Raw genomic sequence first — 13,969 nt, 5'->3', positions numbered from 1 at the left:
ACTGTCACGCCGTCGATCACGGCGATGCCAAGCTCTTCTGCAATCGCCTTGCAGAGATCGCTCATGCCGGCGCAGCCGAGCACAATGCTGTCGACCCTGTCCTGCTCCATCGCCTGCCGGCATTCGGCCAGGATGATGCGGTACGCGTCCGAGCCCGGCCGCTCCAGGTCCAGCACATTCAGTTCGCAAGCGCGTACCTTGCGGCAAAAACGCTGCATGCCGTATCTCTCTGCCAGGTGCCAGGCAATGCCGCAGGTCCGCTCCAGCGTGGTGACCACGCTGAAACTGCCGCCGATCAGGCTGGCGGCATGCATGGCCGCTTCGGCGATGCCGATCACCGGACCGCGCGCGGCTTCGCGTGCCGCGTACAGGCCGGGATCGCCGAAACAGGCGATCACGTAGGCATCGACGCCGGCCGCCTCGCCCTTCCTGATTTCATCGAGGATGCCCGGCACGCTCAGCGCTTCGTCGTAGTGGCTTTCAATCGACGCCGGCCCCATGTCCGGGCTGACCGCGACCACCTCGGTGCCGATGGCGGCGACCCGGCGTGCACACTGGCCGATTTTCTCGGTCATGCTCCAGGTCGTATTGGGATTGATGATTTTGATTTTCAAGATCAGGCGCTCGCTGCTCCTGCCGCCTTCGGTACTATCTGCTTATCGCTGATGGTCCAGTAAATCGCCAGGCCGCAGGCCATGCCGATGAACCAGGTGAAATTGGCCAGGCTGCCAAGCGACGGCAGCAATACGCACAGCACCGGAATCGCAGCCGACGGAATCAGCGCGATGATGGCCTTGGAGTTATAGCCATTGCTGTACCAGTAAGCGCCCTTCGGATTCATGGTGTACAGGTCGTCGACGATCACTTGCTGTTTTTTCACCAGGTAGAAATCGGCAATCAGGATGCCGAACAAGGGGCCGATGAAGGAACCCAGGATGTCGAGCGTGTAATGGATCACGTGCGGATTGTTGAACAGGTTCCAGGGCGTGATGAAAATCGAAGCGACCGCGGCAATCATGCCGCCCATGCGCCAGCTGATCAGCTTCGGCGCCACATTGGAAAAATCGAAAGCCGGCGAAACGAAGTTGGCGACGATGTTGATGCCGACCGTGGCGATCATGAAAGTCAGGCCGCCCAGCACCACCGCAAAGGTATTGTCGATATGGCTCACCATCTCCACCGGATCGGTAATCAGCTTGCCGTACAGCGGCAAGGTGGCGGCGATGCAGACAACCGTCAGCAACGAGAAGCCGAGGAAATTGACCGGCAGGCCCCAGAAATTTCCCCGCTTTACCGATTGATAATCCTTGCCGTAGCGCGAAAAATCGCCGAAGTTGAGCATCGGCCCCGAGAAATAAGACACCACCAGCGCGGTAGCATTGATCATGATCGGGATTGCCGCCGCGCCGCTGTATTTGATGCCGCCCAGGTTCAGGTCGATATTGCTCCAGCCGGCCTTGCTGATCAGCCAGGCGGCCAGCAGGAACATCACCACGTACACCGCCGGCCCGGCCCAATCGATGAACCGGCGGATGGCGTCCATGCCGGTCCAGAACACGATCGCCTGCAATACCCACATCACCATGAAACCCAGCCAGCCGAGATAAGACAAGCCGGCGAAACCGTATTGCTTGAGGTCGGCGTAAATCGCCAGCTGCGGGAAAAACTTGAGCACGATCAGCAGGAAGGCGCCGGACGCCAGGTAGGTCTGGATGCCGTACCAGGCCACCGCAATCAGTCCGCGGATAATCGCCGGGATGTTCGCGCCCAGCACGCCGAAGGTAGTGCGGCAGATGACTGGATAAGGGGCGCTGGTGACCTGGCTGGGCTTGGCCACCAGGTTGGCGAAGAATTGCACGATCATGATGCCGGCCAGCAGCGCCACCAGCACCTGCCAGCTGCTCAGCCCGAGCGCAAACAGGCTGCCGGCGGTCACGTAGCCGCCTACGCTATGCACATCGGACATCCAGAACGCAAAAATATTGTAGCTGCCCCAGGTCTGTTTTTTCAGCGGCGCCAGGTCGTCGTTGGTCAGCCGGTCGTCGTACGAGGGCTTGATAATCGCATTGTGCTGTTCCATCGTGACTCCTAATCCAGAGCGTTAACAAATCAGGCCAGGCAAGAATTGAATCGCCAGGGCCTGGTTTTGATTGGCAAAGCTGGTCGACGATGAAATTCGATAAATCATCGACAATCAGATATATGATTGCGCACAATCATGAGCATCCTGTAAGCCAGAATCGTGCCAAGCATCGTAGCAGCCGAGTGGCCAAGAATGGGATGGCTGTGAAAAAAGGGATTTTTCCGACCGTGGAACGGGCGGTGGCAGCAAGGTTCCGGCGGCTGGAAAACTGCACAAACTGGTGCAAAACCAGCCATTATTGTGCACCTGCCTCGCAATGATGCAAATTTTCAGGGGCTGGATGCGCGAAAGCCAAGCTAGCCGTGCAAGCTGCAGGCTTCGGACTTATACTGTTGCCATGTCAATGGAAAAATGCTGCGATTCATGTATAAATTGTGCACAATGTCGATATTGAATACGCCTGGAACCGAACCGGAGGCCGCGGCATGAGCGCAGTTCCCAGAGACGAGCAAGCCGAATTGAGCAACGATGAAATCGATGCTCGCATCCACCTCGCCATCATCGACGCCATCCTCGACCACCAGCTGCCGCCGGGAACACGCCTGGTCGAAGCGCCGCTGTGCGAAGCATTCGGCGTCACGCGCGGCACCTTAAGGCGGGTTTTTGTGAAACTGGCGCATGAGCGCGTGATCGACCTGCAGCCGAACCGCGGCGCGGTGATCGCCATGCATGACGTGAAGGAAGCGCGCGAAGTATTCGAGGCGCGCGTCATCCTCGAAGGCGGCTCGGTCAAGAGCCTGGCCGGCAAACGCAAGGTGTTGCCGGAATTGCGGGCGCTGGTGAAACGCGAGCATGCGTTGCGCGAACAAGGCAACTGGGGAGAATGGATACGCCTGTCGGGCGAATTCCATATCAAGCTCAGCGAAGCCAACCAGAACAACATCGTGAGCGCCTACCTGCGCACCCTGATCGCCCGCACTTCCCTGCTGATAGGTTTGTATGAAACGCCGAAGCGCAACAGCTGCTCGGCCGACGAACACGGCGGCATTCTGGATGCGATCGAACAAGGGGATGCGGAACGCGCCGCCAGGCTGATGGAACATCATCTGGGCGAATACGCCACCGAACTGCTGACCGAAACCAGCCAGCCCAAGGAAGTCGATTTCGCCACGCTGTTTTCGCCGGTGCGCGCGGCCTGACGTTTCGTTCCCGGCCTTAGTCTTTGCCGGTGTTGGCCTGGTCGTCCAGGCTTTTCAGGAACTGCATTTTCTCGGCGATCTTGGACTCCACCCCGCGCGGCACTGGCTGGTACCAGCCAGGATCGTGTATGCCGTCCGGCAGATAGGTCTCGCCGGCCGCATAGGCATGCGGCTCGTCGTGCGCATAACGATACTCGTGGCCGTAGCCGAGTTCCTTCATCAGCTTGGTCGGCGCATTTCTCAGGTGTACCGGCACTTCCCGCGATTTGTCCTTGCGGACAAACGCCATGGCCTGGTTGAAGGCGTTGTAGCCGGCATTGCTCTTGGCCGCGATCGCCAGGTAGATGACTGCCTGCCCCAGCGCCAGCTCGCCTTCCGGCGAACCCAGCCGTTCATAGGTCGCCGCGGCGTCGTTGGCAATCTGCATTGCGCGCGGGTCGGCCAGGCCGATATCTTCCCAGGCCATGCGCACGATCCGGCGCGACAGGTATTTGGGATCGGCGCCGCCGTCCAGCATGCGGCACAGCCAGTACAGCGCGCCGTCCGGGCTGGAGCCGCGCACCGATTTGTGCAAGGCTGAAATCTGGTCGTAGAAATTATCGCCGCCCTTGTCGAAGCGGCGCGCATTCAGGGTCAGCGCATTTTGCAGGAACTCGCTGGTGACCTGGGTCACGCCGGAAGCCTTGATGGCGCTGCCGCTCTGCTCCAGCAGGTTGAGCAGCCTGCGTGCATCGCCGTCGGCATAACCGATCAGGGTATCGACCGCGGCATCGTCAAACTGCAGGTGCGACAATACCCGCTCCTGCGCGCGCGCCAGCAGCAGCTTCAGTTCATCCTCGGTCAGCGCCTGCAGCACATACACCTGCGCCCGCGACAGCAAAGCCGAGTTGACTTCAAACGAGGGATTTTCGGTAGTGGCGCCGATGAAGGTCACCAGGCCGGATTCGGCATACGGCAGCAAGGCGTCTTGCTGGGACTTGTTGAAGCGATGGATTTCGTCGACGAACAGGATCGTATGCTTGCCTTGCGCCAGGTTCTGCTGCGCCTGCTCCATCGCCGCACGGATATCCTTGACACCCGAAAACACCGCCGACAGCGGGATAAATTCACAGTCGAAGGCATTCGCGGTCAGCCGCGCCAGCGTGGTCTTGCCGACACCGGGCGGTCCCCACAGGATCATGGAATGCGGCTTGCCGGATTCAAACGCCAGCCGCAGCGGCTTGCCCGGCCCCAGCAGGTGGCTCTGCCCGATCACTTCGTCCAGGGTCGCCGGACGCAGGGCTTCAGCCAGTGGCGGTGTGGGTTCTACTTTGAAGAGATCGGACATGGTTCGGTGAAAAATGGTCTTTGTTTGAAAAATCAAATGTAATGCAGCATCTGCAATGCAACAGCGGCCGCCCCGAAAACCTGCCGGCTACGGCCCGATGCGCGAAGATGGCGATTGTGAGAGAATCCCTGTCGATTTTGACCAGCTCTCCGCCTCGCCATGCCCTTTGTCGTCACCGATTCCTGCATCCGCTGCAAATACACCGACTGCGTCGAGGTCTGCCCTATGGATTGCTTCCGGCAAGGGCCGAATTTCCTGGTGATCGTCCCCGAGGACTGCATAGACTGTTCGATGTGCGTGCCTGAATGCCCGGTCGGCGCGATCTACAACCAGACCGACTTGCCCGACGAACAGCGCCATTTCGCCGAAATCAACGCCCGTCTTGCCGCCCATCCGGACTGGAAACCGATCACCCGCTCACAAGCACCGTTGCCTGACCACGAAGCCTGGCGCGAGGTCGCCAACAAGCTGGAGTTCCTGGAACAGGCCTAGCCGCTCAACCTCTCGCTATTGATTGAGCACATCCGCGCCCTTGGGCACGACAAACTGGAACTGCCCGGTCGACAGCGGCGGATTCTTGACGAAATTCTTGAAGGTCAGCAGCGACACCTGGCCAAACGAATCACGCAGCTCCATCGCCTGCGGCACACCGTCCTTGAGGCCGATGCCGATATGGTCGAAGGTGGTGTCCTTGGCTTTCGGCGTCGCTTCCAGCCACTCCATGCCATCCTTGGCCTGGCCTTCTTTCAGGACAAAATTCTTTTCCAGGTCGTTGCTGCCGAACAGGATCGCCGCCGGTGAAGAGCCCAGCGCATTGCCCAGGCTCTTGGTGGTGACCTGGTTCAGGTCCTTGTCGTAGATGTACAGCTTGTCGCCGTCGGCTTGCAGCACCTGTTCGTACGGCTTCTGATAAGTCCAGATGAACTTGCCGGGCCGGGCGAAGATGAAAATGCCGCTGGAAGTGCTGGTGACCTTGGGCGCCTTGCCTGCGTCGATTTTCACCAGCTGCTGCGAGAATTCACCCTTGGCCGACTGCGTGCTGCTGACGAACGACTTGAACTGCTCCAGCGCGCTGGCATGGGCCAGCGACGGCAGCAGCGCCATGCTCAGCGACAGGCCGACGATCAGGCGGCCCGATTTGAACTTGGCGAACATGTTGCTCTTGCCGGCCATGCTGGCGATGATTTTCTTTTGCATATTTTATTGCTCCGTGTTGCTATTCCCCGCCGGCACCAGGATTTCCCGGTTGCCGTTGGATTGCATGGTTGAGACCAGTCCGCTTGTTTCCATCTGCTCCAGCAAGCGCGCCGCGCGGTTGTAGCCGATGCGCAGATGGCGCTGCACCAGCGAAATCGAGGCGCGCCGGTTCTTCAGCACCACCGCCACCGCCTGGTCGTACAATTCGTCGCCTTCGGTGCCGCCAGTCCCCGCGCCGCCGCCGAGCGGGCCGTCGGCGCCGTCTTCCAGCACGCCGCCTTCCAGTATCCCTTCGATGTAGTTCGGCTCGCCCTGTTCCTTCAGGTAGTCGACCACCCGATGCACTTCCTCATCCGAAACGAACGCGCCATGGACCCGGATCGGCAAGCCGGTGCCGGGCGGCATGTACAGCATGTCGCCCATGCCGAGCAGCGCTTCCGCCCCCATCTGGTCGAGAATCGTGCGCGAATCGATCTTGCTGCTGACCTGGAACGCGATCCGGGTCGGCACATTGGCCTTGATCAGGCCGGTGATCACGTCTACAGATGGGCGCTGCGTCGCCAGAATCAAGTGGATGCCGGCGGCGCGCGCCTTTTGCGCGATACGCGCGATCAGCTCTTCCACCTTCTTGCCGACCACCATCATCAGGTCGGCCAGCTCGTCGATGATGACAACGATGGTCGGCAGTTTTTCCAGCGGTTCGGGCGCATCCGGCGTCAGGCTGAACGGATTCGGGATTTTTTCTTCGCGCTTGTCGGTGTCGGTGATCTTCTGGTTGTAGCCGGTCAGGTTGCGCACACCCATCTTCGACATCAGCTTGTAGCGGCGCTCCATCTCGTTGACCGCCCAGTTCAGCGCATGGCCGGCCTGGCGCATGTCGGTCACCACTGGCGCCAGCAGGTGCGGGATGCCTTCGTAGATCGACAGCTCCAGCATTTTCGGGTCGATCAGGATCAGGCGCACCTGGTTCGGATCGGATTTATAAAGCAGGGACAGGATGGTGGCGTTGATGCCCACCGATTTACCCGAGCCGGTAGTGCCGGCCACCAGCAAGTGCGGCATCTTGGCCAGGTCCGCCACCACCGGATGGCCGGCGATATCCTTGCCGAGCGCGATGGTGAGGCTGGAGACGCCGTCGTTGTAGACCTTGGAGCCAAGGATCTCGGTCAGGCGCACAATCTGCCGTTTAGGGTTGGGCAATTCCAGGCCCATGAACATTTTGCCGGGGATCACTTCCACCACGCGGATCGAAGTCAGCGACAGCGAACGCGCCAGGTCGCGCGCCAGGCCGACGATCTGGCTGCCCTTGACGCCGGTCGCCGGTTCGATTTCGTAGCGGGTAATCACCGGGCCGGGATAAGCGGCCACCACCTTCACCTGCACGCCGAAATCGGACAGTTTTTTCTCGATCAGGCGGCTGGTGAATTCCAGCGTCTCGACGCTCACGGTCTGCTGCTGCGGCGGCGCTTCGTCCAGCAGCGACAATGGCGGCAGGTTGGTGTCCGGCAAATCCGTGAACAAGGCGGTTTGCCGCTCTTTTTCCACCCGCTCCGATTTCGGCACGGCAACCACCTGCGGCTCGATCCGGATCGGCGACGCCACCACGATCTTGGCGCGTTCCTGCACCACTACTTCTTCACGCTTGACGGCGGCGACCTGACCTACTTTGCGGTCTTCGCGCGCGACATAAAAATTCTTCAGCCACAGCAGCCCGTTCTCGATGCCGGCGCCGATGCGCTCGGCCACGGTCAGCCACGACACATGGAAAAACAGGCTGATGCCAAGTGCGAACAACAATAGCAGGAACAAGGTGGAGCCGGTAAAACCGAGCGCGGTTTGCGCGCCGCTGCCGATCAGCTGCCCCAGCACGCCGCCGGGCGCGCGCGGCAACTGCATATGCAGCGACGACATGCGGGTGTATTCGATGCCCATGCTGCCGACCAGGATCAAGGCGAAGCCGGCGCCGCGGATCAAGCCTTCCTGGTGATGCTCGGGCTCGCCCGTCTTTTCCACCAGGAAACGCTGGGAAATGCGCCGGTAGCCCTGCCACAAGGTGCGCAGCAGCAACGCGCACCACCACCATGCCGAGGCGCCGAACACGAACAGCATCAGGTCGGACAGCCAGGCGCCGATGCGCCCGCCCCAGTTATGCAGGTGCGGCACCACATTGGCGTGCGACCAGCCCGGATCGGATTTCGAATAACTGGCGAAAATGATGATCAGGTAGGCGGTGATGACCGCATAGATGATCCAGCGCGCTTCATACAGCAGCCGGACCAGGCGGCTCGGCAAAGGCTGCGCCTCTTGCGGCTTGGTGTTGCGGGTATAGGCTTGGCTTGTTCTAGTCATAAATCCGGTTGGTGTTACTTCGTTATCACTTTACAGGTGCGCGGAATGCATTCGCAAGTTGAAATTATGCACCTAATACCTATATATATAACCAGTGTTTGATATTTCCATTTGGTTTCCATTTGAAACATGAGCAAAAAACCAAGCTTGGCGAACGAGGATTTTTGATGCGCCGCACACTTGAAAGCGTCGGCTCGACTATAATCTTACCGAGTTTTTGAGCGCAATTTGATGATCTTGACAATATTTATCCGCCACCAGCGGCCATAAATCCGCATTCATCATCTGATCAGCTGGGGACAGCATCATTCGCCGCAAGTTTGCGCTGGCGGCAACCCTGTCCGACAACTGTTTTTGATATCTGTTACCTGAGGCACACGATGACCACTACCAAACCCTCCAAGCACGCCCATGTCCTGATCCTCGGTTCCGGGCCTGCCGGTTACAGCGCCGCTGTCTATGCCGCCCGCGCCAACCTGAAGCCGGTCCTGATCACCGGCGTCGAGCAAGGCGGCCAGCTGATGACTACCACCGACGTCGAGAACTGGCCCGGCGACCCGCACGGCGTGCAAGGTCCGGAATTGATGCAGCGCCTGCTCAAACACGCAGAAGAATTCAACACAGAGATCATTTTCGACCATATCCACACCACCAAGTTGTCGGAAAAACCATTTCGCCTGATCGGCGACTCCGGCGAGTACACCTGCGACGCCCTGATCATCGCCACCGGCGCCTCGGCCCAGTACCTCGGCCTGCCGTCGGAAGAAGCGTTCATGGGCAAAGGCGTCTCGGCCTGCGCCACTTGCGACGGTTTCTTCTACCGCGGCCAGGAAGTCGCCGTGGTCGGCGGCGGCAATACCGCGGTGGAAGAAGCGCTGTATCTGTCGAACATCGCCAGCAAGGTCACCTTGATCCACCGCCGCGACAAGTTCCGCGCCGAACCGATCCTGGTGGACCGCCTCAACGCCAAGGTGGCGGAAGGCAAGATCGTCATCAAGTACAACCACACGCTGGATGAAGTCACCGGCGACGCCAGCGGCGTCACCGGCATCAACATCAAGTCGGTGGCCGACGGCAGCGTCACGCCGATCACGCTGCACGGCGTCTTCATCGCCATCGGCCACAAGCCGAACACCGGCATTTTCGACGGCCAGCTGGAAATGCACAACGGCTACATCAAGACTAGGACCGGCCTGGAAGGCATGGCCACCGCCACCAGCGTGCCGGGCGTGTTCGCTGCCGGCGACGTCCAGGACCACATCTATCGCCAGGCCATCACCAGCGCCGGCACCGGCTGCATGGCGGCGCTGGATGCACAGCGCTTCCTGGAAGACTGAGACCCTGTCCTGAAGGCCGCGACAGCGTTATCGTCGCGGCCTTCAGGACCGCCGCCCTCCATAACCAAACACGCACATCATGGCCGGCCCGATCAAAGACTTCAGCGCCCTCAAATCGCTGCGCAAGGAAATCAAGGCGCAGGATGAAGCACGCCAGGCCGCCGCGGCCGAAACCAAACGCCGCGAGCAGGAAGCACGACGCGACGCCGACATCTTCCGCAGCAGCATCGGCAACGTCAAGCCGCTGGCGGTTCCGTCCAAATTCACGCCGGACATCCCGCGCCCGCTGCCGATCGCGCGCCAGCACCTCGCCGACGAACAAGCCGCGCTGGAAGCATCGCTGTCGGACGATTTCAACATCGAAACCCTGCTCGACACCGATGAAACGCTCAGCTTCGCCCGCAACGGCATCGGCCCCGACGTCATGCGCAAGCTGCGGCGCGGCCACTGGACCATCCAGCAGCAGCTCGACCTGCATGGCCTGCGGCGCGAAGAAGCGCGCGAAGCCCTGGCCGAATTCCTGCGCCTGGCGGCCAAGCGCGGCTGGCGCTGCGTGCGCATCATCCACGGCAAGGGACTGGGTTCCATCAACAAGGAGCCGGTGCTGAAATCCAAGGTCCGCAACTGGCTGGTGCAGAAGGAAGAAGTACTGGCCTTCTGCCAGGCCACCGCTGCCGAAGGCGGTTCCGGCGCCCTGCTGGTGCTGCTGAAAGGCCAGACTGCCGCATGACCGTCGAGCCGAGTCCCTTCCCTCGCTAAAACAAACCCATCTGACCTGACAAGCGGTCTTTTTCCGGCGGCACGTATGGCCGCCGGAAACGGCTCGTATCCAGCGTGCCGAACGAACCGCCGTGCGTCAGGCCGAACCTGACTACGGCCTTTTCAAAACGCTGCCGCAACAGATCGGCCCACACGCCCTCGCCGCGCATGCGGGTGGCAAAATCAGCGTCATAGTCGGCGCCGCCGCGCATCTCGCGGATGCGGTTCATCACGCGGTTGGCGCGCTCCGGAAAATGCGCCTGGAGCCAGTTCTTGAACAAGGGATTCACCTCCCACGGCAGACGCAATACGGTATAACCGGCGCGCACCGCGCCAGCCTCGGCGGCCGCCTCCATCACGCGTTCCATATCCGGTTCGGTGATGAACGGAATCATGGGCGCCACGCTGACACTGACCGGGATGCCGGCCTCCGCCAGCGTGCGGATGGTGCGCAGACGCCGCGCGGGCGTCGCCGCACGCGGCTCCAGCGTGCGGGCAATGGACGCGTCCAGCGTAGCGATGGTGACCGCCGCCACCGCCTGCCGCTTGGCCGCCATGGCGGCCAGCAAGTCGATATCGCGCTCGATCAGCGACGATTTGGTGATCAGGGCCAGCGGATGTTCGCAATCGTGCAGCACCTGCAAGATGCGCCGCGTCAGCAACAATCCGCGCTCGCAAGGCTGGTAGGCATCGGTGTTGATGCCCAGCGCGATCGATTCGGCGACATAAGACGGCCGCGCCAGCTCGCGCAGCAGCAATTCCGGCGCGTTCACCTTGGCAAAAATCCGGCTCTCGAAATCCAGCCCGGGCGACAGCCCCAGGTAGCTATGGGTCGGCCGCGCGAAACAGTAGATGCAGCCGTGCTCGCAGCCGCGGTAGGGATTCAGCGAGACATTGAACGGCAGGTCCGGCGAGGCGTTGCGGCTGAGGATGCTCTTTGCCTGTTCTTCGGTGACGATGGTGCGCAGCGCGGCCGGCTCCTGCAATTCATCTTCCGCCGCCCAGCCGTCGTCGAACTCCTCGCGCTGCGCAACTTCAAAGCGGCCTTGCATGTTGCTGGTCGCGCCGCGGCCCTTGCGCGCCACGCCGGGAGGCTGGAACTGGATTACCTGGGGAAAAGGCTTTTTTTGATAATCTGACATCTCGGCACCAATATACTGTACATATATACAGTATATTAGCGCAAATCCTGCCTTTTGCAACGGCAGTTCACATGCGCCATGCTATTTCGGCAAACGACGCCAGACATAAACCACGGGAACACAAAGCAGGAGCGCCAAAGCGCTGCTGGCGACGCTCCAGCCCATCCCGTAGCGGTAGTTGTTATCGATGATGCGCAGGGAAAGAGCCGCGCCGCGCACCAGGCCAAGGAAAACGAAATGCGCCGGGAAAATCACCAGGGTATTTTCTGAAAGCCAGGCGGCTATCCCTGATGCCGGGAATAATTTAGAAACACATAAAACGGCGGCGATCCCGAACAGGGAAACCGGCAGGTAAAGCAACGGTTGCGCGCCGAAATACATGGTGGCCAGATCCACCCTGTCGTTCAATTGCCCGACGCCGACCAGCAGCGCACAAGCAATCAAGCCCGCCAGGAGCAGATGGCCAGCGCGCATGTTGTCAAACCAGGCGCGTTCGCGGACATACTGCCCGATGGCATAAAACGACAGCGCTGGCCACATCGTATCCAGGCCAAGCAGCAGCCTGTAAGGCGGACGGCTGACGGCCAGCGTGACGGCAAATCCGAGAATCACAAACCAGCACGTGGCGGCGGTCAGGTTCAACAGCTTGCGCGCTGCCTGGTACAGGATCACCGTCGCTACCAGGCAAGGAAAGAACCAGAGCGGCGGATTGATATACAGGTCTGGCTCCAGGCCTGTCAGCAAGCCGGCGACGGGGTCGTACCACAGGCGTCCGACAGACAATGCCGCCTTCGCTCCGATGTTGCGGGTAGCCAGCCAATACAGGTAAGCGAAGCAAAAAAAAAGGAAATACGGCCAGGCCAGGGTGCGCAATATTTTTTTTGCATTGCCGTACACGGATTCGTCCAATTTGCCTGGCTTGAGCAAGAATCCGGAAATGAAGAAAAACAGCGGCACGTGGAAGCTGAACAGCAGGCGCACCATATAGTCCGACAAGCCTTTGCTGTGGCCGATAACGATCAGGACAATGCCGATGGCCTTGGCATTGTCGATGAACACGTAGCGAGCGGCTGCGCTAGGGTTGAGCGATGAACGTTGGAGCGATGGAAAAAAACTCATCTGGAAAACTACGGGAAAGGCAATGCCGCATCAGGCTTGGCGGCCAGGATCACCCGCTTGAATTCCGCCTGTATGCGCAGCAGCGCCGAGGGCGACTCGGCTTCGAAGCGCATCACGATGACCGGGGTGGTGTTGGATGAGCGCGCCAGGCCGAAGCCATCTGGATATTCGACGCGCAAGCCATCAATCTTGATGATGTCGTCGGCCCCGGGAAATTTCGCCTCGCCTTGCAGTTTTTCGATCAGGCTGAAATTCTCCCCTTCTTCCAGTTTCAGCTGCAGCTCAGGCGTACTGGACGATTGCGGCAAGGCATTCAGCACCGCCGACGGATCGTTTTCGCGGCTCAGCAGTTCCAGCAGGCGCACGCCGGCGTACAGGCCGTCATCGAAACCGTACCAGCGGTCCTTGAAGAACACATGGCCGCTCATTTCGCCGCCCAGCGGCGCGCCGGTTTCACGCATCTTGGCCTTGACCAGCGAGTGGCCGGTCTTCCACATCAGCGGCTTGCCGCCGTGTTCGGTGATCCACGGTGCCAGGTGGCGTGTGCATTTGACGTCGTACAGGATCTCGCGGCCCGGATGGCGCGTCAGCACATCTGCGGCAAACAGCATCAGCTGCCGGTCTGGATAGATAATCTGGCCATCCTTGGTCACCACGCCGAGGCGGTCGCCGTCGCCGTCGAAGGCCAGGCCGATTTCGGCATCGGAATTTTGCAGGGCGCGGATCACATCCTGCAAGTTTTCCGGATGCGCCGGATCGGGATGGTGGTTGGGGAAAGTGCCGTCCACTTCGCAGAACAGTTCCTGCACCTCGCAGCCAAGCGCACGGTACAGCTCGCCGGCAAAGGCGCCGGCGACGCCGTTGCCGCAATCGACCACGATCTTCATCGGCCGCGCCAGCTTGGTGTCGCTGACGATGCGCTGCAGATAAGCCTGCTTGATGTCGTGCCGCCGGTAGCTGCCGCTTGGCACAGATATGGTTGCCTCGACGCTGCCGTCTTCGATGGCCTGGTACAGCTGCTGGATGGCGTCGCCGTATATCGCCTCGCCCGCCAGCACCATCTTGAAGCCGTTGTAGTCGGGCGGATTATGACTGCCGGTAACCATGATGCCGGACTGTGCGCCCAGCACATGGGTCGCAAAATACACCATCGGCGTCACCACCACGCCCAGATCGATTACATCCACACCGGCGTCCCGCAAGCCGGCCGCCAGGGCGGTGGCAAGTTCAGGTCCGGACAGGCGGCCGTCGCGACCGATAATGACCGTTTTTTCACCCTTCGTCCGGGCTGCAGTACCGAAGGCCTGCCCGATCTGGCGCGCGATGCCGACGTCTAGGGTTTTACCGACGATTCCGCGAATGTCGTAAGCCTTGAATATGGAATTTTGAATCGGGAGCATAGTGTTGTACCAGGTTGGCTGCCTTAGCAGCGTTTATAGATGTCTTCGAAACGCACG

At 60.5% G+C, this 13,969-nt stretch carries 12 protein-coding genes; 4 read left to right on the top strand and 8 right to left on the bottom strand.

Annotated features, from left to right (window positions below; genetic code table 11):
* Together JWQ61_RS09315 and JWQ61_RS09310 are read right to left on the bottom strand one after the other, a co-directional pair.
* Positions 1–614, bottom strand: a 614-nt coding sequence (locus JWQ61_RS09315; protein ID WP_304360280.1) for an aspartate/glutamate racemase family protein, incomplete at its 3' end; no start/stop codon positions are given.
* Positions 615–616: 2 nt separating this feature from the next.
* Positions 617–2,080, bottom strand: coding sequence for an NCS1 family nucleobase:cation symporter-1 (locus JWQ61_RS09310; protein ID WP_304360279.1), 1,464 nt, complete (start codon positions 2,078–2,080; stop codon positions 617–619).
* 488 nt (positions 2,081–2,568) lie between these two features.
* On the opposite strand from JWQ61_RS09310, the gene JWQ61_RS09305 reads away from it, so the two are divergent.
* Positions 2,569–3,282: a GntR family transcriptional regulator gene (locus tag JWQ61_RS09305; RefSeq protein WP_304360278.1), complete on the top strand. Its 714-nt coding sequence runs from the start codon at positions 2,569–2,571 to the stop codon at positions 3,280–3,282.
* Positions 3,283–3,298: 16 nt separating this feature from the next.
* Here the strand turns inward: JWQ61_RS09305 and JWQ61_RS09300 are convergent, their stop codons facing one another.
* Positions 3,299–4,609 (bottom strand): replication-associated recombination protein A, encoded by a 1,311-nt coding sequence (locus JWQ61_RS09300; protein WP_304360277.1) that lies wholly within the window; start codon positions 4,607–4,609, stop codon positions 3,299–3,301.
* Positions 4,610–4,768: 159 nt separating this feature from the next.
* Between JWQ61_RS09300 and fdxA the strand changes: the two genes are divergently transcribed.
* Positions 4,769–5,101, top strand: coding sequence for a ferredoxin FdxA (gene fdxA / locus JWQ61_RS09295; RefSeq protein WP_304360276.1), 333 nt, complete (start codon positions 4,769–4,771; stop codon positions 5,099–5,101).
* Between the two features lie 15 nt (positions 5,102–5,116).
* On the opposite strand, the gene lolA is transcribed toward fdxA, so the two are convergent.
* On the bottom strand, positions 5,117–5,764 hold the full coding sequence (gene lolA, locus JWQ61_RS09290) for an outer membrane lipoprotein chaperone LolA (protein ID WP_304360281.1): 648 nt from the start codon (positions 5,762–5,764) through the stop codon (positions 5,117–5,119).
* 45 nt (positions 5,765–5,809) lie between these two features.
* Entirely contained in the window at positions 5,810–8,155 is a 2,346-nt protein-coding gene (locus JWQ61_RS09285) for a DNA translocase FtsK (RefSeq protein WP_304360275.1), read from the bottom strand.
* A 380-nt stretch (positions 8,156–8,535) separates the two neighbouring features.
* Here JWQ61_RS09285 and trxB point away from each other — a divergent pair, with 380 nt between their 5' ends.
* Both trxB and JWQ61_RS09275 read left to right on the top strand, forming a co-directional pair.
* The gene (trxB, locus tag JWQ61_RS09280) at positions 8,536–9,492 is read left to right on the top strand and encodes a thioredoxin-disulfide reductase (RefSeq protein ID WP_304360274.1); all 957 of its coding nucleotides are present in this window, start codon (positions 8,536–8,538) and stop codon (positions 9,490–9,492) included.
* A 79-nt stretch (positions 9,493–9,571) separates the two neighbouring features.
* Positions 9,572–10,222 (top strand): Smr/MutS family protein, encoded by a 651-nt coding sequence (locus JWQ61_RS09275; protein ID WP_304360273.1) that lies wholly within the window; start codon positions 9,572–9,574, stop codon positions 10,220–10,222.
* Between the two features lie 25 nt (positions 10,223–10,247).
* On the opposite strand, the gene JWQ61_RS09270 is transcribed toward JWQ61_RS09275, so the two are convergent.
* The 3 genes from JWQ61_RS09270 to JWQ61_RS09260 all read right to left on the bottom strand — a co-directional run bounded on the left by JWQ61_RS09270 (position 10,248) and on the right by JWQ61_RS09260 (position 13,912).
* Positions 10,248–11,393, bottom strand: coding sequence for a PA0069 family radical SAM protein (locus tag JWQ61_RS09270; RefSeq protein WP_304360272.1), 1,146 nt, complete (start codon positions 11,391–11,393; stop codon positions 10,248–10,250).
* Positions 11,394–11,474: 81 nt separating this feature from the next.
* Positions 11,475–12,512, bottom strand: coding sequence for an acyltransferase family protein (locus tag JWQ61_RS09265; RefSeq protein ID WP_304360271.1), 1,038 nt, complete (start codon positions 12,510–12,512; stop codon positions 11,475–11,477).
* An 8-nt stretch (positions 12,513–12,520) separates the two neighbouring features.
* On the bottom strand, positions 12,521–13,912 hold the full coding sequence (locus JWQ61_RS09260) for a phosphomannomutase/phosphoglucomutase (RefSeq protein ID WP_304360270.1): 1,392 nt from the start codon (positions 13,910–13,912) through the stop codon (positions 12,521–12,523).
* Positions 13,913–13,969: the final 57 nt, after the last annotated feature.

Source organism: Collimonas fungivorans, assembly GCF_028292705.1.
Classification (GTDB): domain Bacteria; phylum Pseudomonadota; class Gammaproteobacteria; order Burkholderiales; family Burkholderiaceae_D; genus Collimonas; species Collimonas fungivorans_B.
The sequence above is the reverse complement of the archived record's forward strand: the minus strand, read 5'-3'. Positions and strand labels throughout refer to the sequence as shown.